This is a genomic window from Nonomuraea sp. NPDC001636, assembly GCF_040298265.1.
Taxonomy (GTDB): domain Bacteria; phylum Actinomycetota; class Actinomycetes; order Streptosporangiales; family Streptosporangiaceae; genus Nonomuraea.
Map to the genome: position 1 here is coordinate 76,558 of NZ_JBEOZT010000002.1, position 22,176 is coordinate 98,733.

General features: G+C 69.0%; 18 protein-coding genes. 5 read left to right on the plus strand and 13 right to left on the minus strand.

Annotated features, from left to right (window positions below; genetic code table 11):
• Positions 1-6: 6 nt before the first annotated feature.
• From ABT158_RS04075 to ABT158_RS04100, 6 genes are all read right to left on the minus strand, one after another.
• Entirely contained in the window at positions 7-693 is a 687-nt protein-coding gene (locus tag ABT158_RS04075; protein ID WP_352350664.1) for a DUF4956 domain-containing protein, read from the minus strand.
• Positions 690-1,571, minus strand: a complete 882-nt coding sequence (locus ABT158_RS04080) for a polyphosphate polymerase domain-containing protein (RefSeq protein WP_352350666.1) — start codon at positions 1,569-1,571, stop codon at positions 690-692. Before ABT158_RS04080 ends, ABT158_RS04075 begins: the two co-directional genes overlap by 4 nt.
• Before the next feature lie 91 nt (positions 1,572-1,662).
• The gene (locus ABT158_RS04085) at positions 1,663-3,126 is read right to left on the minus strand and encodes a sensor histidine kinase (RefSeq protein ID WP_352350668.1); all 1,464 of its coding nucleotides are present in this window, start codon (positions 3,124-3,126) and stop codon (positions 1,663-1,665) included.
• Positions 3,123-3,824: a response regulator transcription factor gene (locus ABT158_RS04090; protein WP_352350670.1), complete on the minus strand. Its 702-nt coding sequence runs from the start codon at positions 3,822-3,824 to the stop codon at positions 3,123-3,125. Before ABT158_RS04090 ends, ABT158_RS04085 begins: the two co-directional genes overlap by 4 nt.
• 71 nt (positions 3,825-3,895) lie before the next feature.
• A complete protein-coding gene (locus ABT158_RS04095; protein ID WP_352350672.1) occupies positions 3,896-5,350 on the minus strand; it encodes an alpha/beta hydrolase in 1,455 nt (484 codons plus the stop codon).
• 170 nt (positions 5,351-5,520) lie between these two features.
• The gene (locus ABT158_RS04100; protein WP_352350674.1) at positions 5,521-6,324 is read right to left on the minus strand and encodes a MerR family transcriptional regulator; all 804 of its coding nucleotides are present in this window, start codon (positions 6,322-6,324) and stop codon (positions 5,521-5,523) included.
• A gap of 29 nt (positions 6,325-6,353) precedes the next feature.
• On the opposite strand from ABT158_RS04100, the gene ABT158_RS04105 reads away from it, so the two are divergent.
• The gene (locus ABT158_RS04105; protein WP_352350676.1) at positions 6,354-7,109 is read left to right on the plus strand and encodes a MerR family transcriptional regulator; all 756 of its coding nucleotides are present in this window, start codon (positions 6,354-6,356) and stop codon (positions 7,107-7,109) included.
• 70 nt (positions 7,110-7,179) lie between these two features.
• Here the strand turns inward: ABT158_RS04105 and ABT158_RS04110 are convergent, their stop codons facing one another.
• Entirely contained in the window at positions 7,180-8,220 is a 1,041-nt protein-coding gene (locus ABT158_RS04110) for a DUF4037 domain-containing protein (RefSeq protein WP_352350678.1), read from the minus strand.
• A 102-nt stretch (positions 8,221-8,322) separates the two neighbouring features.
• On the opposite strand from ABT158_RS04110, the gene ABT158_RS04115 reads away from it, so the two are divergent.
• The gene (locus tag ABT158_RS04115) at positions 8,323-8,919 is read left to right on the plus strand and encodes a dihydrofolate reductase family protein (RefSeq protein WP_352350680.1); all 597 of its coding nucleotides are present in this window, start codon (positions 8,323-8,325) and stop codon (positions 8,917-8,919) included.
• A gap of 23 nt (positions 8,920-8,942) precedes the next feature.
• On the opposite strand, the gene ABT158_RS04120 is transcribed toward ABT158_RS04115, so the two are convergent.
• Entirely contained in the window at positions 8,943-9,728 is a 786-nt protein-coding gene (locus ABT158_RS04120; protein ID WP_352350681.1) for a GNAT family N-acetyltransferase, read from the minus strand.
• Complete coding sequence (gene purB, locus ABT158_RS04125; protein WP_352350683.1) at positions 9,725-11,155, minus strand: adenylosuccinate lyase; 1,431 nt, start codon at positions 11,153-11,155, stop codon at positions 9,725-9,727. Before purB ends, ABT158_RS04120 begins: the two co-directional genes overlap by 4 nt.
• A 194-nt stretch (positions 11,156-11,349) precedes the next feature.
• Here purB and ABT158_RS04130 point away from each other — a divergent pair, with 194 nt between their 5' ends.
• Positions 11,350-11,544, plus strand: coding sequence for a CsbD family protein (locus ABT158_RS04130; RefSeq protein WP_352350685.1), 195 nt, complete (start codon positions 11,350-11,352; stop codon positions 11,542-11,544).
• Positions 11,545-11,676: 132 nt separating this feature from the next.
• Here ABT158_RS04130 and ABT158_RS04135 read toward each other — a convergent pair whose 3' ends face one another.
• On the minus strand, positions 11,677-12,051 hold the full coding sequence (locus ABT158_RS04135; RefSeq protein WP_352350687.1) for a hypothetical protein: 375 nt from the start codon (positions 12,049-12,051) through the stop codon (positions 11,677-11,679).
• Positions 12,052-12,741: 690 nt separating this feature from the next.
• Here ABT158_RS04135 and ABT158_RS04140 point away from each other — a divergent pair.
• On the plus strand, positions 12,742-13,512 hold the full coding sequence (locus ABT158_RS04140) for a transposase family protein (protein WP_352350689.1): 771 nt from the start codon (positions 12,742-12,744) through the stop codon (positions 13,510-13,512).
• A 219-nt stretch (positions 13,513-13,731) separates the two neighbouring features.
• Here ABT158_RS04140 and ABT158_RS04145 read toward each other — a convergent pair whose 3' ends face one another.
• The 3 genes from ABT158_RS04145 to ABT158_RS04155 form a co-directional block, all read right to left on the minus strand.
• On the minus strand, positions 13,732-14,424 hold the full coding sequence (locus tag ABT158_RS04145; RefSeq protein WP_352350691.1) for a hypothetical protein: 693 nt from the start codon (positions 14,422-14,424) through the stop codon (positions 13,732-13,734).
• A gap of 319 nt (positions 14,425-14,743) precedes the next feature.
• Complete coding sequence (locus ABT158_RS04150) at positions 14,744-20,146, minus strand: LamG-like jellyroll fold domain-containing protein (protein ID WP_352350693.1); 5,403 nt, start codon at positions 20,144-20,146, stop codon at positions 14,744-14,746.
• The gene (locus ABT158_RS04155) at positions 20,097-21,212 is read right to left on the minus strand and encodes a hypothetical protein (RefSeq protein WP_352350695.1); all 1,116 of its coding nucleotides are present in this window, start codon (positions 21,210-21,212) and stop codon (positions 20,097-20,099) included. Before ABT158_RS04155 ends, ABT158_RS04150 begins: the two co-directional genes overlap by 50 nt.
• Before the next feature lie 466 nt (positions 21,213-21,678).
• Between ABT158_RS04155 and ABT158_RS04160 the strand changes: the two genes are divergently transcribed.
• Positions 21,679-22,056: a hypothetical protein gene (locus tag ABT158_RS04160; RefSeq protein WP_352350697.1), complete on the plus strand. Its 378-nt coding sequence runs from the start codon at positions 21,679-21,681 to the stop codon at positions 22,054-22,056.
• Positions 22,057-22,176: the final 120 nt, after the last annotated feature.

The window sequence follows — 22,176 nt, forward strand, 5'->3', positions numbered from 1 at the left end:
CCGGGCCTACAGGTCGGTCTGGTCGTACCCGGTCAGGACGGTGACCGACTGGCCGTGGTTGCGCTCGCGCAGGGCGCTGATCAGATCGCCCGGCTCACTGCCCTTCTTGATCTTGACGGTGTACATGAGCTCGGTGAGCGCCCCCGCCCTGATCGACTCCATGCTGACCAGCTCGAACTCGTCGGTGTGCCGGACGAGCACGTCCTGGATCGAGGCGGTGAAGTCCTCGTCCGAGGGGACCTGGACCTTGACGACCTGGCGCCGCACGTTGAGCTGGAACCAGTTGAACCGGTGCATGACCATGACGATCAGGCAGATGGCGACGGCGGCGACGATGCCCAGCAGGTAGAAGCGGGTGCCGACGGCCATGCCGACCCCCATCACCAGGAAGATGAATCCGACGTCGCGGGTCTCCTTGATGGCGTTGCGGAACCGCACCACCGACAGGGCGCCGACCAGGGCGAACGCGCGGGCGATGTTCGAGCCGACGACCAGCATGATCAGTGAGATCAGCATGCCCAGGACGACCAGCGTCTGGACGTAGGACTGGCTGTAGGAGACGTTGCGGTGCGTGGCCCGGTACACCCAGCCGATCATGGCGCTGAGCACGAACGACAGAGCCATCGCGATGGCGATGTCGGCCACGCTGAACGTGCCGGACAGGTCCTGGAAGGAGAAGTCCATGGGGGTCATGCCTCCGAGAGAGCGGTCGAGGGGATGAGGTCGTGGTCGGGAACGTGGAAGATCGAGCGCGGCGCCAGCCCGTGGGCCTCGACGCTCTGGCAGTACTTGGAGACCCGCACCACCTGCAGGTTCCGCTTGGCGGTCAGGTCGGTCAGCCAGTACGGCACGCGCTCGTTGGCCTTGACCTCCACGATCGTCTTGCCGGCCGGGACGATGAGCCGGTTCTCGGCGTCGGCGCCGAGGTGGAAGTCCCGGTCACGGCCGCGGATGCGCTGGTCGAACGTCACCCGCAGGCCCACGTCGGCGTCGCGGCCGAGGTAGGCGTGCCGCTGGTAGCCGGTCATGGCGACGGGCCGCAGGTCCAGGCGGAGCACCAGGTCGAGCACCTCTTCCAGGAAGGCCCGCTGGGACGGGTCGTGCTCGACCATCTGCCGTCCGTCGCACAGGCGCAGCGCGTCGGCGTACGGGAGGGACACCCGCCGCTTCTGGGTGACCCGGTTGACCCGCTGCTTGATCTCCACGAACACCGGCGTGGAGCCGTCCACGGAGAAGCGGTCGCCGTAGTGGCGCACCCGCAGCTTCCTGCGGAACTTCAGACCTTCGATCTTCTCCCAGTAAAAACGCAACTGCCGGGTGTCGTAGTAGACGCTCCAGACGCCGTAGCCCGCCTCGCCGCTGTGCCGGTCGCGATCGAGCCGCTGCTCGATCTCCTCCCGCAGCGAGACCGCCTCCGAGGCGTCCACGAGGTACTTGATCTCGTAGCGGTTGAAGGCGTGCAGCTTGCCGGGGGCCCGCAGCCGGTGGCCCTGGTCACCGTCCGCCTCGGACGACGGCTGATCAACGCTCTCAGCTGCGGATATGGCTGGTTTGCGGAACCTTTTCAGCAATGTCCCTCCTTTCGTCAGCACACATCTGACAGCACGAAGCTGGGAACAATGTGTGAACCGCGTCTGACGAGAAGGTGAACCGCCGGCGGGCTCAGTCGTCCCGGTGCTGATCAAGGGGCAGCAGCACGCGGAAGGTGGTGCCGCGGCCCGGGACGCTGGTCACCTCGATCCGGCCGTCGTGCGCCTGCACGAGCGCCGCGGCGATGGCCAGGCCCAGCCCCGTCCCGCCGCTGTCACGGGAGCGGCCGGGGTCGGCCCGGTAGAAACGGTCGAACACGTGCGGCAGATGGCCGGGCTCGATGCCCTGCCCTTCGTCGCGCACCTCGACCAGCGCGGCCCTGACGTGCGCAGCGGGCCCGCTACCGGCGTGCACCACCCCGGCAGCGGGAACCCCGGCCACGGCGCGCGGAGCGACCTCGACCCGGATCTCCGCCTCCGGAGCCGTGTGCCGCATGGCGTTGCCCACCAGGTTGGCGATGACCTGGTGCAGGCGGTGCTCGTCGCCGAGCACGAACACCGGCTCGGCGGAGACGACCAGCCGGATCGGCCGCTCGCGGTCGCGGGCCTGGGCGGCGTGGACGACGTCCCCGGCCAGCACGTGCAGATCCACGACGGCGGGCGCCAGAGCGGGCTCCTGATCCAGCCGGGCCAGCAGCAGCATGTCCTCCACCAGGACGCCCATACGTTCGGCCTCGGCCTCGATCCTGCGCAGCAACCGCTCGGCCACCGCGTCCCGGGGACCTTGGCCATGATGGTAGAGCTCGGCGAAGCCCCGGATGGAGGTGAGCGGGGTGCGCAGCTCGTGGGAGGCGTCGGCCACGAAATGCCGCAGCCGCTGCTCCGACTGCTGACGGGCGCGCAGAGCAGTGGACAGCCGTTCCAGCATCGTGTTGAGCGTCTGGCCCAGCCGCCCGATCTCGGTGCGCGGGTCGGTGTCGGCCACCCTCCGGTCGAGGTCGCCGGCCGAGATCGCCCGCGCCGTGCGTTCGACGCGGGTCAGCGGACGCAGGCCCAGCCGCACCACCGCCCAGGCCACGGCACCCAGCAGCACGAGCACCAGCGTCCCCGCGGCAGCCTCGATGACCAGCAACTGCCGCACCGTGGCGCGGTTGGCCTCCAGCGACATCGACAGGGCGACGCGCTCACCGTTCGGCAGCTCCCTGAGCAGCACGCGCCAGTCCTGGCGCCCGCTGCGGTCCTGCACGGTGAACGGCCGGGACGGCACGGACACCACCGCCTCGGCCGGGACCTGCGGGCCGCCCGTCGCGTCCGCGGGAACCAACCGGGCCAACCGCCCGGCACGGTCGTAGACGGCGATCCGGAACTGGGTCGGCAACTGCACGCTCCCGGGCGGCGGCGCAGGCCCGATCGGCGGCCGGCGGGCGGAGGTGGTCGCGGCGAACTCGGCGAGCTGCGCGTCCACACGCGACAGCAACGACCGCTCCAGCATCACGGTGCCGGCGACCGCGAAGACGGCCAGCCCCGCCGCCGCCAGGCCGAGCAGCGCCACCAGCAGCCGCAGCCGCAGCGGCCACGGACGGCGGGCCACCCTCACGACCCGCTCTGCAGCCGGTAACCCACCCCGCGCAGGGTATGGATCAACGGCGGCCCGCCGGCGTCGATCTTCCGCCGCAGATAGCTGATGTAGGACTCGACGATCCTGCTCTCGCCGTCGAAGTCGAAGTCCCACACGCGCTCGAGGATCTGCGCCTTGCTGACCACCCGCCCCGCATTGATCATCAGATACCTGAGCAGGCTGAACTCGGTCGGCGACAGATGGATCGGCCGCCCGGCCCGGCGCACGGAATGAGCCTGCTCGTCCAGCTCCAGATCCGCATACCGCAGGACGCCGTCGTCGACCTGCTCCTCCGGCGGGCGCGCCCGGCGCAGGATCGCCCGCAACCGCAGCACGACCTCCTCCAGGCTGAAAGGCTTGGTCACGTAGTCGTCGCCGCCGGCGGTCAGCCCCGCGATCCGGTCGGGCACCGCGTCCCTGGCGGTCAGGAAGAGCACCAAAGGGCTGTCACCGGCCTGGCGAAGCCTGCGCGCGACCGCGAACCCGTCCAGGCCGGGCATCATCACGTCCAGCACGATGATGTCCGGCCGCTCCCGGGCCACCTCCTCCAGCGCCCGGCGGCCGTCGGGAGCCGTCCGCACGGCGAAACCGTTCAGCTCCAAGGCCTCCGACAGCAGCTCGCGGATGTTCGGCTCGTCGTCGACCACCAGCACTTTCGCGGCGGGTTGTTCGTTCACCACATCGTTCTACCGGCACAGGGTGAGAAAAACGTGTGAGCTTCCTCCGCGGCGCCGCAAATCCCGTCGGGTCAGCAGCTCAGATCACGCGCGGGCAGGCGGCCCGTGACCAGGAAGTCGGTGACGGCACCGTCACCGCAGGCGTTGCCGTTGGCCAGATACACCCCGTGACCACTGGAGTCCACGGAGACCATCCGGGCCCGCTGCCCGAGCGCCGCACGCATCTTCAACGCCCCGCTGTAGGGCGTGGCCGGATCCCGCAGATTCTGGATCAACAGCACGTTGGCCGGACCGCGCGAACCGATCCGCGTGGCCGGCTCGGCAGGACGGAACGGCCAGTACGCGCACGGCCCGAGATTCACCGGCATGCCCGCCGTCAACGGGTAGGCGGCCCGGCTGCGCCGCACCTGCTGCTCGTGCCGGGCGATCGAGCCCGGCCACACCACGTCGTTGCACATCGTGGCGCCGGCGTGCGCGGCGGTGTTCTGCAGAGCGGCCTGCGGCGGCTGGTTCGGCGCGGGCAGCTCGGCGCCGCTCAGCGCGGCCTGCAACAGCCCGGCCAGCATCGGGTAATTGGCCGGCGAGTACAGCGCGTTGAGCAGGGTCTCCCGCAGCAGGTTGCCGGTCAGCCGCTGCTCCGGCTCGGCCCCCGGCCAGGCCAGCGGCTGCCGGTCCAGCTGGGCGGCCAGCTCCAGGAACGTCCGGCGCACCGCGGCCACGTCGCCGCCCAGGCCGTACTCGCCGTCGCGCGCCGCCGCCCACGCGCCGAAGTCGGGGAAGGCGTCCTGCACACCGACGGCGTAGTTGGCCAGCCACTGGCGCGCCACCTTGTGCGGATCGGGGTCGTCGTTGCTGTCGAGGATCACCCGATCGGTGGTGCCGGGGAACATCGTGGCGTGCACCGCGCCCGCGTAGGTGCCGTACGAGACGCCCCAGTAGGAGATCTTGTCCTCGCCGAGCGCCACCCGGATCCGGTCGATGTCCCTGGCGTGGTTGCGGGTGCTGATGTGCCGGATCAGCGGCCCGCCGTTGCGGGCGCACGCCTCGGCGATCCGGCGCGACCACGCCGCGTTCCCGGCGATCCCGCCGTCGGCGTCGGGGTAGGGCTTCATACGCGTCAGCGACAGGTCGGCGGGCGCGAGCCCGCAGGAGACCGGCGAGCTCCTGCCCACGCCACGCGGGTCGAACCCGACGATGTCGAAGCGGTCGAGCACGTCCTTCGGCAGCTTCTTCACCAGGGTGCTGGGCCGGTTCAGCCCCGGGCTGCCGGGACCGCCGGGGATGATCAGCAACACGCCGCGGCGCACGTCGGGACGAGCCGTCCTGATCCTCGACACCGCCAGCGTGACCGACGGGCCGCCGGGGGCGGAGTAGTCCATCGGCACCTCGATCGTCGTGCACTCCTGGCGGGGATCGACGCCCTCGCCGGGCCGGCAGGCGCTCCACGGGGTGACGGCGGCGTGCGCCGGAGCCGCGAGGAGTGTGGCCGTCAGGGCGGACGCGGACAACAGGGCAAGGGATTTCATCAGGGGCCTTTCGGTTCCGGTGGGGACGTCCACGACTCTGCCGGGTCGTCGATCGTCGAACCAGAGACCTCGTCACCGGCCGCCCGTGACCTCCTCACGAAACCGACAAACCACCCAAACTCCTCCACCCAGACCAGATCGTCAGCCAGAACCTCACCCGGCCACGCCCCTCACGACACCCCGTCCACCACCGGAACCAGCACATCCGTCACCAACTCCCCAGGAGGCGTACACCCCGGATCCGACACATACACCTCCCGCACCGCACCCCTCACCACCAGACGCCGCTCAGCACACCACGCCAGAACAGCATGAACCGTCAACGCGATCTGGTCATAAGCCCCCACATGAGTCGCCCGCGCGAACACCCCACCCGGCAACACCCCCACCTCCACCCCCTCACCGACGAACCCCTCCACCCCACCGTCCAGCAACAACGCCACCCGGACGTCCACCACCTCACCCACATCAACCGGAAACAACCCCACCAACCGCACCGGCCCGAACCCCTCCGGCAACCCCGCCACCAACCGCGCCACCGCCGCAGACGTAGCCCGCCCCACATCCTCCAACCCCGCCGCCCGCTCACCCACGAACGCCGCCCGCCCCCCGCCCTCCCGCACCAGAACCACCTCAGCCGCCGGCAACCCCACCGCCAGCACCCGCTCCAACGACGCCAACGTCCGCCGCCGCCGCGCCAACTCCACCTCCAACGACACCCGAACCGACTCCAAAGCCCCCACCTCCCCCGACAACACCCGCGCCACCACCGCCAATGGCACATCCAACGACCGCAACAACCCGATCGACAACGCCTCCCGCGCCTGACCAGCCCGGTAATACCGGTAACCCGTCACCTCATCCACATACGCCGGACGCAACACCCCCAACTCGTCGTAATGCCGCAACTGCTTCACACTCAACCGACCAAGCCGCGCAAACTGCCCAATCGGCAGCAACTCCTCATCCACCACCACACCCACCCTCACGTAACGTCAGACCCATGACCCTGTCCATCGGCCAAGTCGCCAAACTGGCCGGCATCACCGTACGAACCCTCCACCACTACGACGACATCGCCCTCCTCACCCCCAGCCAACGCACCACCGCCGGCTACCGCCGCTACACCGACGAAGACCTCCTCCGCCTCCAGCAAATCCTCCTCTACCGCGAACTCGGCTTCCCCCTCGAACAGATCACCGACATCCTCGACCACCCCCACACCGACCACCTCACCCACCTCCACCGCCAACACCAACTCCTCACCCGCAAAGCCCAACGCCTCCACCAGCTCATCACCAACGTCGAACGCGCCATCCACGCCCACACCCACCACATTCCCCTCACCCCCGAAGAACGCCTCGACGTCTTCGGCGACTTCACCCCCGAAAACCACCAAGCCGAAGTCCAACGCCGCTGGGGCCACACCGACGCCCACGCCGAAAGCCGACGCCGCACCGCCGCCCACACCAGGACCGACTGGCTCCAGCTCACCGCCGAGGCCACCGCCGTCGACGACGACATGCGCGCCGCCCGCACCCGCGGGCTCGCCCCCGACCACCCCCAAGTCATGGACATCGCAGAACGCCACCGCGCCCACATCACCCGCTGGTTCTACGACTGCACGCCCGAACTCCACCGCGGCCTCGGCGACCTGTACGCCGGCGACCCCCGCTTCACCGCCGTCTACGACGACCGCGCCCCCGGCCTGGCCGCGTACTACCGCCAGGCCATCCACGCCAACGCCCGCCGCCTCTGACCTGGTTGCGGGGTTTTCGGTTGGAAAAACTGGATCTTGTCCAGACCCAGCACCTTTACAATGTAGATTTCTAAGCCGGTAGGTCCAGCGCGGCAGCCGTCAGCGCGCGCGCCCGGCGGGGCGAGGTCAACAGCTCCACCGTGTCCGACAACTGGTCCACGCACCCCGCCACCGGCAGCCCCCTGACCACCGGATCCGTCACCGACGCCATCAGCGACCGCGCGAACCGCTCCCCGCCGATCACCCGGAACGGCCGGTCGTGGAACCCCCGCACCCCCTCCTCCAGCCGTTCGGTCAGCGCCATGCGGTTCTGCAGCGCCGCCAGCCGTCCGTACGCCGCCGTCAGGCCCTCCTCCCGCTCGCGCCACGACCGCGCCGCCATCGCCGCCCCCAGCGCCTCACCCAGCTCGGCCGAGCCCGGCAGCCGGGTCAGCGCGCTGCCCAGCCATTTGGCGTACGGCGGGTAGCGGCGCCGCAGCAGCAACGCCAGCCGCATCACCTCCCGCGCCAGCCGCGCCCCCACCACGGCCGACCCCAGCTCGTCCCCCACCTCCGCGCACCGACCCGGGAACGGCTCCTCCTGGCCGATGCGCTGCCATTGGCAGGCCAGCACGTACCGCCACACGTCCTGCGGATACCAGCGCAACGCCTGCCGGGCCGCCTCCAGCCCCACGCCCGGCAACCCGTCGCAGAAGACCTCACCGCCCGTCACCTCGGCCAGCGTCTGCCACGGCACGGACAACCAGTCCAGCAGGGACACCCCCGCACGCGGATCGAACCCGAGCCGCCCGGCCAGCCACTCCCCCAGCTCGGCGACCACGACCCCCGGCTGCCGCACCCCGTGGTACTCGAACACGGTGTCAAAACCCCCGAACCGGTCGGGCAGGCCCGCCGTCACCCGCTCCCGTACCGGCTCCACCTGACCGGCGGGCACGAACAGCAGGACCCGGGGCCCCCAGTCGTGGTCGGCCGAGCGGGCCGTGTCGAAGGCGAGCACCTCAGACCCCGGGCCGATCAGCGCGGCGCTGTGCCGCACCCCCGCAAGCAGCGGCGCGACGACTTCGCCGTAGAAGGCACGAGAAAGCTCAATACCAGGCACAAAGTTGGACATCACGCCGTCAACTCTGCACGAGCACCGCCGGAACCTCACCCGGTTTTCCCAGCGCCGATGACAGCGTGGTGACCGACCGGACACGCCAGGGGGAGGGACCCGTTGAGCAAGGTCGTCGCCGACATCTCCGTATCGCTGGACGGCTACGTCACGGGCCCCGACCCCGGCCTCGAACACGGCCTGGGCACCGGCGGCGAACTGCTGCACGCCTGGGCCCGCCAGCCCACCGACGTCGACGCGCGCGTCCTGGGCGGCGCCGTCCGCGCCACCGGCGCGGTCATCATGGGACGGCGCACCTTCGACGTGGTCGACGGCCCCTACGGGTGGGGCGACCCGCTCGGCTACGGTTCGGCCCGCGAGCAGGCCCAGGCGCCGCCCGTGTTCGTCGTCACGCACGCCCCGCCCTCAGCGGTACGGCGGCCCGAACTGTTCACCTTCGTCACCGACGGCCCGGCCGCGGCCGTCGAGCACGCCCGCACCGTGGCCGGGGACGGCGACATCGTCATCATGGGCGGCGCCGACCTGATCGGCCAGGCCACCGACGAAGGGCTGCTCGACGAGCTGCGCCTGCACCTGGTGCCGCTGCTGCTCGGCGCGGGCACCCGCCTGTTCGCGCAGGTGCGCCCCCGCCAGTGGGAGCCGGTCGAGACGCACTTCTCCCCCCTGGCCACCCACCTGACCTACCGCGCCATCACCTGACCCACCGCCTTCGAGCGGGGGGTTCAGCCGGCGACGTGGCAGGCCAGCACCAGGCGCCGGCGGTAGCCGATGCGCTCGTACACCTTGATCGCCGCGGTGTTGACGTCGTCCACCATCAGCGCCGCGCGGCCGTGCGTGGCCACGAGCTGGGACGACATCCAGCCGCACACCCGCTCGGCCAGCCCCCGCCCGCGGAAGCGGGCGGCCGTGGCGACCCCGGCCAGCAAGCCCACCGACGGCGCCGACCACGCGTCGGCCGCCACCGCCGCCAGCTCGCGACCCATCCGCACCCCCGCCCAGCGGCGCACCCCGGCCGCGCCCGGCACCGCGTACGACGAGGGCGCGTCCCCGGCCAGCAGCGCCATGATCTCCTGCTCGGCGTCGCCGTCCAGCCAGCTGACCACCGGCGGCGGGCCGGCGTCCAGGGGGGCGGCGTCCAGGGGTGGCGCCCCGGCCTGGCCGTTCCGAGCGCGGGGCGGCCCTTGCAGGCTCATCCAGGAGAACGCGCCGCTCTCCCGCACGCCCTCCAGCCTCGCCGCCACCCGCCGCATCAGCTCCCGCTCGCCCAGCGGCCGGTAGGTGGGCCCGAGTTCGGCCAGCGCGTGCCGGACCAGCTCGGCCGCGTCGTCCGGGTCGCCCCACACCGCCAGCCGGTCGTGCCGGGCGATGCCCGGCGCGGCGGCCACCACCGCCTCCCGTAACGCCCAGGCGCGGGCCTGGCCGCGCAGGTCCTGGGCCGTCCACACGACCAGGTCGTCGTCGCCGCACGCGGCGCGCACCGCGCCCGGGTCGCCGAGCCGGTGGATCACAAGATCTCGCCCGGCCGGTAGGCGGCGGCCTGCGGGTGCTCGGCCACGACCTGTCCCACCTGCCGCACCACCTCGGCCACCTGCGCGGCGGCCGCGCCGGTGAAGGAGACCCGGTCGGCCAGCAGCGCCTCCAGCTCGGCGCGGTCCAGCGGGAAACGCTCGTCGCCGCCCAGCAGGTCCAGCAGCTCGTTGGACGCGCCCCGCGACCGCATCGCCAGCGCCGCCGCCACCGCGTGCTCCTTGATCAGCTCGTGGGCCTGCTCGCGGCCCATGCCGGCGCGCACGGCGGCCATCAGCATCTTCGTCGTGCCCAGGAACGGCAGGTAGCGGCCCAGCTCGGCCGAGATCACCGCCGGGAACGCGCCGAACTCCGCCAGCACCGTCAGCATGGTCTCCACCAGCCCGTCGAAGGCGAAGAACGCGTCCGGCAGCGCCACCCGGCGCACCACCGAGCAGGACACGTCGCCCTCGTTCCACTGGTCGCCGGCCAGCTCGCCCACCATCGAGGCGTAGCCGCGCAGCACCACGGTCAGGCCGTTGACGCGTTCGCAGGAGCGGGTGTTCATCTTGTGCGGCATCGCCGAGGAGCCGACCTGCCCCTCCTTGAACCCCTCGGTGACCAGCTCGTGCCCGGCCATCAGCCGGATCGTCTTGGCCAGCGAGGACGGCGCGGCCGCCAGCTGCACCAGCGCCGAGACCACCTCGAAGTCCAGGGACCGCGGGTAGACCTGCCCGACGCTGGTCAGCCGCCGGGAGAACCCCAGGTGGGCGGTGACCTTCTCCTCCAGCTCGGCCAGCCTGTCCTGCCGGCCGCCCAGCAGGTCGAGCATGTCCTGGGAGGTGCCGACCGGGCCCTTGACGCCGCGCAGCGGGTAACGGCCGATCAGCTCCTCCAGCCGGTGGTAGCCGGCCAGCAGCTCGTCGGCGGCCGAGGCGAACCGCTTGCCCAGCGTCGTAGCCTGCGCCGCCACGTTGTGCGAACGCCCGGCCATGACGGTGGCGGTGTGCTCCTCGGCCAGGGAGGCCAGGCGCGCCAGCAGCGCCACGACGCGGTCGCGCACCAGCAGCAGGCTGTCGCGGATCTGCAGCTGCTCGACGTTCTCCGTCAGGTCGCGCGAGGTCATGCCCTTGTGCACCTGCTCGTGCCCGGCCAGCGCGTTGAACTCCTCGATGCGCGCCTTGACGTCGTGGCGGGTGACGCGCTCGCGCGCCGCGATCGAGTCCAAATCGACCTGCTCGACCACCTTCTCGTAGTCGGCGACCGCGCCCTCGGGCACCGCCACCCCGAGCTCGGCCTGCGCCCGCAGCACCGCCAGCCACAACCGCCGCTCAGCGATGATCTTGTACTCGGGAGACCACAGGCGGGCCAGCCCGGGTGAGGCGTAGCGGGCGGCCAGGACGTTCGGGATGCGCGGCTTGGAAGTCACGTTGGACAAGTCTATTCACACCCCGTCACCCCCACCGCATCCAGCCCGCACCCCCTTCTCCGCGGCCACGTCCGCCCCCACGGACGGGCGCTGACCAGCGCCGTCACGCGCCCGGCCGGACGCGGGCCATGTTTCCGTCCGCCCTGGCCGGTAAGTACAGGAAGTCGCGAGCACCCGACCAGAAAGGCAAGAACATGAGCACCGACGACAAGATCCGCAACAAGGCCCAGGAGCTCAAGGGACGCGCCAAGGAGAACATCGGCGACGCCACCGACAACGAGAGCCTCCAGGCCGAAGGCCGCGCCGACCAGACCGAAGGCGGCCTGAAGCAGGCGGGCGAGAAGGTCAAGGACGCCGGCAAGAAGGTCAAGGACGCCTTCAAGAAGTGACCGCCGCGGCCTTGGGGGGCGGCGCGGCGGGTCGTACCGACCTCGCACCGCACCGCCTCCCCCGCTACCCGGTCACCGGCCCCCGCTACCGGGCCGGCCGGACCGTCGCCGGAAGCGCGGGCCCTGCGCCGGCTAGCTGTTGCACTCCCGGGACAGGACCTTGCCGGTCTTGGCGTCCGTGCAGGTCTTGCACGTACGGTCCGGGCTCCCCGTGATCGGCTCCTTGGTGGTCTTGCACTCGCGCTCCGTCGACTGCCCGGGCTGCGTGGACTTCTGCTCGCAGTACTGCTTCTTGTACCCGCCGCCCTTCATGTCGCGGCAGTAGTAGCACCGCTTGTTGCCTTCCTCCAGGTACTTGCACTTGGGCGCGCCACTGGCGGCGCCTCCCGCGGCACAGTCGGCGAGCGCGGCCGACGTGGCGGGCGTGGCGGTGGTGGCGTGGACTTTCTCCCCCAGTGCCTGCGAGGCCATCGAAGGGGCGAGGGCGGCAGCGACAAGGGCGCTCACAGCGCACGCTTCCTTGAACACGTTTCCTCCCACAAGACATCTTCCTCTGGCCCCTCCATCGTGACCCGCCATTACCGGCAACCGTCAAGACACCTCTCGGGAATTTATTTTCCGGCCCCGAACGCATATCCGCCCCCGACACGCTCACCGACATTTCCATTGCACCGCCGTACCCGCCGGCGAAGGCATTGTTTACTTCGTGCCGCCCCTTTTTCGTCTTCGTTGCCCGCACGGACGGCCGCATTGGGCCACCTAAGGCTGACCGGAGCGTGCGCTGAGGCCGGCGGTGTGGCAGGGGCGGCACGGCGGTTCACGCTCGCCCCCGCAGCGCACCGCCCGCCGACGCCTACGGGATTGGCGACGCCGCCGTCAAGGCGTCTGCTGCACGATGGAAAGTGCGCTCCCTGGGCAGGCCCCCACCTGCGGGCCCGTCTCGTTGGTACGCATGAACTCGCCACGCCGGCTGACGACCGGGAGAGGGGCCGATAGATGCGCAACGACGTTTTGTGCGCGCATTTGTGTATGCTCTAGGCCGCTGAACATGACGCGAGCAGTGAGGCTTTTCATCCCCTGGCGGCAGGGCGCTGGTCACAGCCTGATCGCGAGCTTGTCGATCGCCTGACGACGTAAGAAACCCCTGGTAGATGGATTGATCACCACAACCAGATCCGTCACAACCAGGGGCCTCGGATGCTGTTTTATCGTGCCGCCGTCGATTTGTCGCGTTCAACGCTGAACTACGTCGCCGGAGTGATCCGCCGGCATCGTAAGGCGATCAAGTCGGCCTGGCGGCTGCTCAACCCGGGACAGCAGGCCCTGCTGGTGCTGGTTCACCTGCGCGAGGGGGAGACGTTCACCGAGCTGGGGGCCGGGTTCGGTGTCTCCACCGCGACCGCCTGGCGGTATGTGGAGGAGACCGTGATGCTGCTGTCGGCGCGTTCGCCCAAGATCGGGCAGGCGCTGCGCAAGGCCCGCCGCGATGGGGTGCACTACCTGGTGCTGGACGGCACGCTGATCCGCACCGACCGGGTCGCCGCCGACCGCCCGTACTTCTCCGGCAAGCACCGCGTGCACGGGATGAACATCCAGGTGATCGCCGCACCGGACGGGGCGATCCTGTGGACCTCAGGGGCACTGCCGGGCAAGGCGCACGATCTCAGCGCTGCCCGGATCTGGGGCATCCTGAGGGAACTGGAACGGGCCGGGATCGTTGTCTTGGCGGACAAGGGCTACCAGGGTGCCGGTGGTCCGGTCATCACGCCCTACAAGGGCAGAGATAAGCCCGCCTCTCAGAAGCGTGCCAACCGATCACACGCCCGCCTTCGCGGTCCAGGCGAACGCGCCAACGCCCAGCTCAAGACCGGGCGCATCCTGCGGAAGCTCCGCTGCTGCCCACTCAAAGCCGGGCACCTCTGCAAGGCCATCGCTCTTCTGCAGAACTACGAAGTCGCCCGAGGATGAAAAGAGGTCAGTGAGCCGCAACGCACATCCCCTGCCGAGCCATGCATGAGGTCGGTTCGACCATATGGCGTCTGATTCCTGCCCGCCTCAAGGCCGTGACTTCCCGTTCCTGGCACGGCTGCGACCTCGACTTCACTGAGGTCCGACGCTGCTGGGTCTGCCTGATAGGTTCGCGCCGGCTGCGTGGAGGGATCGATGTCCGTGATGCCGACATGTTGATCATTGTCTACGTGCATCGACATTGACGATTCGGACCCAGGCGATCAGTGGGCTATGCAACATCCTTTTTTGGTTCTTGCCCGATGCCACGTCAATGTAGCCGTATACGAGTCCCTGGCTCGCCCTCTGCCGGAGATCGTCGAGGCCAAGTCCGACGCGGCGCAGCAGCGGGTCGGCGTCCTGATCGAGCCTGGACACCCAATATCGGAACTCCTCCAGCTGATTACCTTCAAGGTCACCGGGCTGCCCCATGAGTCTCCTGATCTCGGGGCTCCAATCCCATCCGACCGGGCTTGCCTTCCGCCGAAGAAGACCGTCCCCTTCCGGCTCTGCCTCGAAAGGGCTGAAGAACACCACGTCTGCCGCATTCAGCTTGCCGTCGAAAGTGTTGTCTTTTACGAAGTCTGCATATCTGTTCCAGGGGATACCCCTCTTGAAACCCACCACCATGTCATATTTAGGTGCAGGCTGCGCTTCGAGTATCGCCAGGACGGTCTTCGTAGACGTCTCTCGGAAAGTTGCTGGATTCGAGATGATGCTTGACAGATACGTCTCTTCAAGACGAGGAGAAACAATCGAACCGTCCAGCCTGAGCTCGAATTCGGCAGTGTCGTACAACCATGACTTGCGCGCGTCATAGCCGAGCGGCTGCAGGCGGAAGCGAACCTTTCTCACCTTGTCCAGCACCCCCACGCTCGCACGACAGGATGTCATCGAATAATCTCCCGACTCGCGAACATGATAGGCAGGATTGGTCACCTTCGCCGCCCCGTCCAGAGTGAACTTGGTCTGATCGAAGCTGCCATCGCACCCCCAGGGCCCAGGCCAGAGGCCCCAGACAAGCCCCGAGAATGCCGCGCATATCATGGCTGCAAAGACAGCTGTCCGTCGATTTGCGCGTGTGGCCATCCGCCGGTCACACCTCTCTCAAGATACGTATCCTGGATGCTGACGAATGGCCATCCAAGCTTCGAGTCGAAGCCCGGATGGCCATTCGATCAAGCTCGTGTTGCTAGAGCTTCTGGTTTGGGAAGTGCTTTCGCCTGGTGGAGGTGACGCTGCATTCCATCAGCCTCGACCACTCCGTGGTGTTACCGAGGAGATCCGTGTCGATCTCACGGTTCACGAGCCAATAGAGATCATGGGTCCATGGCTGGTAGTGATAGTTCGCTCTGTCCTTCTTCCCTCTGCCAGCCTTTACTGTCCAGGTGAAGTTGACCGTCACCACGTTGGTGAGCTGCTGTTCGTACTGATTGATCGTACAGGTGCTCAGCGCGCCTTCTTTGCACTTCGACCGTATCGGCGGTATGGCGGAAACGTAGGTTCGCTTTTCGCTGAGGTCGATCATGTCGTCAGCGACATCCGTCCCTACGCAGTCGTCTTCTTTTGCATGCTGAACCTCCAGGCTGATCCCTCCTGTCACGCTCGGCTTGCCGTCGAAGCCGCCACTGATGTCCAGGCTGGGGGACCAAGAGGTGCTGTCATGAACGAAACACGCGTGGCTCTTCATGAAGACCTTCGTGTTCGGCGAGTTCTCTGACGGCTTGGCGGCATCCTTGCTCCAGCCGGTGAGGACTTTGCCGAAGGCCGAAGCCGGGCCATATTTCTTGCTTTTCGAGGTGAAGGTGAGCGATGTTACGACATCATCGAGCCGCCATATTTCATCCTCATCGTAGATGTCCGTTTCCTGGCTGCGATCCCACTGGGCCCGCACCGTGTTGTCCCAGTACCAGCCCTTCGCGCCCAGAGGTTCATGGATCTTACAGGTCATGCGAGTAAAGTCTTTGACGCGATATTCTTCTGGTTTATCCCCTCGAACTCCTCCGGGGACTTGGATGCCGCACGAGGAGGCGTAACCCGCATCGTCGCTTTCCCCGCAATGAGGGGTGGCCGCCGCGCGATTGGTCGCACTGCCCTCGATCGTGTTGCCGCAGCTGCCGGCGTCGTCGAAGTCGCTGCCGTCCTGGTTGGCATCGTCGGGGAGCGCGACATCGATGATGCCGCCCTCGCACCCGAAGACGAAGATACTGATGGTCGCTTGGCTCGGTTCGACCTGCCCGGCGCCGGCCTTCGTGGCAGCCGAAGGCGACGGAGAGGCCGTCTCCTTCCAGGAACGCTTGATGGAGGCCGTCACCTGCACGGTGCCATCCGGCATGGCCTGGGGAACGACGTTGAACACCTCGACCACCGAATCCGACCTTGTGATCCCACCCTTGTCGAGCTGCTCCTTCTCTGCCACCAGCACCGGGTTGAGCAAAGACAGCTTGGCTGTCATGGGATGACTCGCCACGACTCCGGGCGCCTCGAAGACCGTGGCCGCCTGCCCCTCCAGCACGGCGTCCTGCGCCTTGAAGTAGTCACTGATGCTCTGCTTGTAGGCAGCAACTGACGAGGCGGCTGAGTCGTCGATTGCCGCCTGCCCGGTTGCGGCCGGCCGGTCCAGGCATCGATCGTTCCCGCCACCACCGGGCGCGGGAGGGGGCGGTACCGGCTTCGGAGTGACGGTGACTGCTTCCCATGCACCCACGCCGTACTTCGTCCTTGCGCGTACCCGAACGGTGTAGGCGGTGCCGTTGACCAGCTGCCCGACCGCTATCGACGGCTGATCGGTTTCCCAGCTGCTCACCACCTGTCCGGCACCATCGACGACCTCCACGTCGTAGCCGTCCAGCAGCACCAGACCGCCGGTGTCTTCCGGCAGGCCCCAGCTGGCGACCAAGCCCTTGTCGCCGGCGGATGCGTTGAGGTTCAGGACCTTCGACGGCGGACCGGGCAAGATGTAGGTCAGTGCGAGGCTGAGCTGCTCAGCAGCGCTCGGGCCCCCCAGAGTGACCGGCTGCTCGTGCTCTGTGGTCACCAGGTACCACATCGCCGTACTGTCTTTCAGATCGACCTGGCCGACAGACAACGGCAGATCGTTGACATCGGCCGCATCCACATCAGCGGCCAGATCCGAACCTTTGCTGTCCTGCGTCACGCTGTTGTTCAAGCCGGAGACTTTCAGAACCACGCCGTCTGGGCATGCAGCTCCGCCACACAAGGCACTTCCGGGTTTGAAGATGGCCTCGATGAAGCTGGCTCCGTCGGGCACCTCATCCAGCCGCACGCCGATGACTGAGGCGACCTTGTCCTGGGCGACACCTCCTACCTGGAGGGCATCTGAGTCGACCAGCGGACACGACGAGCCGGCGCAGGCGGTCGGGTCGGTCTTGGCGGTCTTGATGACGAAGTTGTCCTTGCCCAGGGTCAGGTGCCGGACGTCCTCCACCGGCGGCGGCGGGGGCGTGCCCGGGGTGGTGAAGGAGACCGGGGCGGTCTTGGGGGTGCAGACCTCTTCGAGCATCGGGGTGGTCGGCGTCGTCGGGGTGGTCGGTGTGGTCGTCGGGGTGGGGGTGGGCGACGGGGTCGGGGTCGCGCCGACCGGGGCCTGCATGTCCGCCTGGATCTCGGCGGCGGTCTGCGCGCGGCTGTAGATGCGCAGTTCGTCGATCACGCCGCCGAAGTACTCGCCCCAGTTGGTGTTGGCGCCGATCTGCAGGGCGCCGCCGGAGTCCTCCAGAGCGCCGACGGCCTTCTGCGCGACCTGTTGCCCGTTGACGTACAGGCGGGCGGTGGTGCCGTCGTGGGTGACCGCCAGGTGGGACCAGGTGCCGGTGGGGAGCGCCGCCGTGCCGTCGACCTGCTGGTGGACGCCGCCGGAGCGCAGCCAGCTGCTGGGGGCCGTGCCGTTGGAGGCGTACAGGCCGTAGCCGACGCCGGCCGTGTAGTCCTTGAAGGCGACACTGCGCCAACCGCTCACGCTGGTGGGGTTGACCCATGCGGACATGGTCATGCCCCGCGGCAGCACCAGGCCGGCGTTGTGCGGGACGGAGACCTTGCTGGACGTGCCGTTGAAGGACAGCGCCTTGCCGTACTTGCCGGTGGTCCAGGTCGTGTTCTGGGCGGATCCGGTGTTGTTCTTGCCGGAGACGTCGCCGACGCTCGTGCCGGCGCCCTCGTTCATGCCGTAGGCCGCCACGAGCCCCTGGGGAAGCGGCGTGGGGGTCGGCGTCGGTGTGGGCGTGGGGGCCGGCGTGTTGCCCGGCGTCGTGGTGCCGCCCTGGCCGACGGCGCAGGCCACCATCTGCCACTTGTAGGTGGTGCCGGGCTGGACCGTGTTGGCCGGGATCTGGAAGGAGGCGCGTTCGCCGCCATTGACGTTCCGGGTCCCGAGCGGAGCCGACCCGACCGGGGTTCCGGCGTTGTCGTACAGGTAGTACTTGGCGGTCACCGGCCCGCCGGAGGGGCGGTTGACCATGCCGGACAGGATCGGCTGGACCGGGTCGGCCATGCCGGTCTCGGTGTCGGTGGGCAGCGTCGCCGCGTCGGAGGTGATGCGGTAGGCCGGGCTCTCGTTGCAGGACGGCGGCGTCACCCCGGTCCGGCACGCCTTGACCACGAACTTGAAGCTGGCCGGATTGTCCAGCGAGAAGATCCTCTCCGGCGTCTGACCGGCCGGCACGCCGTTGTTCGTCGTCGTTCCCGGAGCGGTGACCATCGTGCGCAGGTCGGCCGGCGACAGGACCCGCTGGTAGGCGTGAACGTCGTCGATCGCGCCGGTGAAGGGCGTGTGACTGCCGGCGATCTGCCCCTTGCCGAACTGGAAGGCGCCGCGGGCGTTCCAGTTCGCGGTGTGATCGCGCTCGTCGGCCAGCTCGCCGTCGACGAACAGCCGGATCTTGTGAGCCGTCTGGTCGTACTGGACGGCCACATGGCTCCATCGGCCGACCCGGGCGATGTTCTTGGAGACCGCCCACTGTTCGTAGATCCGGTCAGGGATGTCCTGGGTGACCATGGTGAGCACCCACCGCTGATCCACCTCGGGCACCGTGGAGCGGGCGTAGGCCAGGGTGAAGGCGGGCTGGTTGACGCCCTGCTGGGAGAAGACCACCTGGTCGTCGGCGCTGTCCTCCAGCCTGACCCAGGCCGTCACCGTGTAGCTCTGGTCGGTGTTGAGCACCGGCCCGGCGGTGGAGCCGGTTCCGCCGGACAGCTTGAGAGCCTGGCCGACCTGCCCCGGGACGCGGCTGTAGGCGCCGGTCAGGGGGGCGTTCAGGTTGTGGCCGGAGGCGTCGGCCGCGCCGGCTCCGGACGTCTCGTCCAGCTTCCAGTAGCCCGCCTCGCCGGTGGGGAGCTGGGCGGGCGGCGGCGCCATGGTGGAGTCGTTGACGCTGACGGTGTAGTCGAGCGGGGTGGCCTCGGGCACGCTGGACTTGTAGGTGACCTTGACCGCCGTGGAGCGGGCGATGGCGTCATTGCCGCTCAACGAGTCGATGGATTCGGCGGCCACAGTCGGGATCTCCGGCGGCAGCACCCAATCCACGCTCAGCTTGGGCACGTTCTGGCCATGCGCCTGGGTCCAGAAGTCGAACTCCTCGCTGACGTTGGAGGGGGGCGTGGTCTCGGTGCCCAGTTGCAGCATCAGCCCGTGGTTGGGGGTGCCGCCGGCCCATGCCTGGGCCATCGCGGTCAGGTCCCAGCTCCACACCGCGCCGGCGGCCTGCGGCTGGATGCAGGGATTGATCGAGGCGCGACCGTCGGGAGTGGTGGCGGGCTGCCTGCTCCAGAACGTGTCGTCGGCCACCCAGGCTTCGGTGATCCGGTGCGCGAAGATCGACTGGTAGTCGACCAGGCAGGAGGCGGCGTTTGTGATCAAGGTCAGCTGCATGGTGGCCTTGAGCACGTTCCGGTTGGCGATCGACGTGGTGTCGAAGGCCATCAGCGCCCGCAGCGTCTCCGGCCTGTCGGCGCAGGTCTGGTTGGGCCACGTCCCGGTGCAGTACCGGTAGTTCTGGCGGCCGACCCTGCCCGGGGCGATCTGCGAGTTCGGGGACATGATCCCCACCTCCTGGGTGACGCCCAGAGTGGTGGTGGGATCAACGGTCACCGGGTACCGGGTGGCCGGGTCGGCCAGCCACGCCGCGTCCGGCTTCAGCACCAGGACGGTCCGGCCATCCTTGGTCTCCACGCTCGTCTTGACCCTGGCCTCGCGGCCGGGCCGGTGGTCGGCGGGGTCGGCTGCGGCGGCGTCCCACATGCGCGGCGCGGGCGCCGACAGCGCCGTCTTGCCCTTGCCGTCCTTCAGCGCGAGCCCGCCGACCTTGGTCAGGGAGAGCGTCAAGCCGTCGGCTTGTACGGGGAGCCGGAACTCCACCGGTTTCACAGGCCGCTCGCGCAGGACGACGTCGTGCTGGAAGCCGGTGGGCAGCGCCGTGGCGACGAGGTCGGCGCCGGGCCCCGCAGCGTCGACGTACCGGGCGACGTTGCCGGTGATCTCCGGGCGCGGCAGCGGCGCACCCCAGGCCAGGGCGACACGCCGCTTCTCGTCACGTGTCAGCGAGACGAAGGGGCCATCGCCCCCCAGCGAGAAGCTCACATCGGCCTTGGCCAGCTTCGGCGCTGTCGGCGCAGGTCTGGTTGGGCCACGTCCCGGTGCAGTACCGGTAGTTCTGGCGGCCGACCCTGCCCGGGGAGATCTGCGAGTTCGGGGACATGATCCCCACCTCCTGGGTGACGCCCAGAGTGGTGGTTGGATCAACGGTCACCGGGTACCGGGTGGCCGGGTCGGCCAGCCAAGCCGGGTCCGGCTTCAGCACCAGGACGGTCCGGCCGTCCTTGGTCTCCACGCTCGTCTTGATCCTGGCCTCGCGGCCGGGCCGGTGGTCGGCGGGGTCGGCTGCGGCGGCGTCCCACATGCGCGGCGCGGGCGCCGACAGCGCCGTCTTGCCCTTGCCGTCCTTCAGCGCGAGCCCGCCGACCTTGGTCAGGGAGAGCGTCAAGCCGTCGGCTTGTACGGGGAGCCGGAACTCCACCGGTTTCACAGGCCGCTCGCGCAGGACGACGTCGTGCTGGAAGCCGGTGGGCAGCGCCGTGGCGACGAGGTCGGCGCCGGGCCCCGCAGCGTCGACGTACCGGGCGACGTTGCCGGTGATCTCCGGGCGCGGCAGCGGCGCACCCCAGGCCAGGGCGACACGCCGCTTCTCGTCACGTGTCAGCGAGACGAAGGGGCCATCGCCCCCCAGCGAGAAGCTCACATCGGCCTTGGCCAGCTTCGGCTTCAGAACGCCGTCCCGCTCCACCAGGCTGGTGTCGATCCGGCCCCAGCTGCCGTCGGCCTGCTTGAGCTGCACCGGCCCGCCGTAGGTCTGGGTGGTCAGGTGGGCGTCGGGGAAGGCCCACACGCGGGCGGCCTCGGTGAAGGCCGCCTCCACCGGCACCGGCTGCCCGGACTTGCGCGCCTGATCCACGGCCGCACGCAGCGGCGCGTCCGGGTCCTCCGGCTTGGGGAAGGTCGTCATCGACGCAGGAGCGGGGGTCGCGGCCGGAGCCGGTTCGGGATCGGCCGACGCCACCGTGGCGCCGGCCACCAGCAGCGACGCCGCCACCGCGAGCGTCGCGGCGACGGCGAGGCGCCGGGGCGGCTTCCCACTCACCATTGCCACGCTGACTAACTTGTTCACTAACACTCACAATCTGTGACGAGTTGGATTAGCAAACAAGGTTTACCTGCGGTCAAGATCGCCAGGCAACAAGAGCCGGGATCACAATAAGATAAACATAAAATCTGTAACGGCCGCCTTCTCCGACGCGATATACCTGGCCAAATTACTGGTAATTCTCATTCTCACAACACGCGGAGTGGCAGGGCGATCACGCCGGCAAACCGGCCCGCCAAGGCACACTGTGGTGCCCGCGTCCCCCATAACCACCACAGCCCAGCCCGCTGTGGACCAAATGAACACGTTGCCGCCCGCGGACCACCGAAATTACATATGAAGCACCTGGCCCCGCGCCAGAAACACCGAATTCCCGCAACGAAAGGAACGGCGCATGCCCCCTGCCGACGGAACACACCGCGACCGCCGCAATCCCCTCCGCCGGGCGGCAGCAATGCTCAGCGCGCTCCTGATGAGCGCCTCCCTCGTGGCCGGCGCCACGACCCCCGCGCACGCCGCCGGCGGCTGCGCCGACAGGTCGCAGAACGGCTGGACCATCCGGCTCTGCGCCAGCAAGAACGGGCTCGACCTGATCTCCGACATGTACGTCATCGCCAAGGGACAGACCGGCAACGGCTGCAGAGGCGAAGGCCACGCCACCTCATCCGGCCAGCCGATGGGATACCTCGACCTCACCGGCTGCGCCAACATCGCCGTCAACCACCGCTACGTCATCGGCTCGCAATGGGCGGTCGGCGGCGCGCAGGTCACCACCCGCGCGGTCATCTTCGAGAGCCTCGCCCCCTTCCGCACACTGTTCGACCAGAGCGCCTCCTTCAACGACGTGTGAGGCGCCCGCCCCGGTGAGGCACCCCGAACGGCCGGATGCCCGGCGCGAGGTGAGAAACCTCGCGCCGGGCATCCATGACCCCGCCCGGCCCCGGCGCCGCATGAGGTCGGCGCCGGGGTG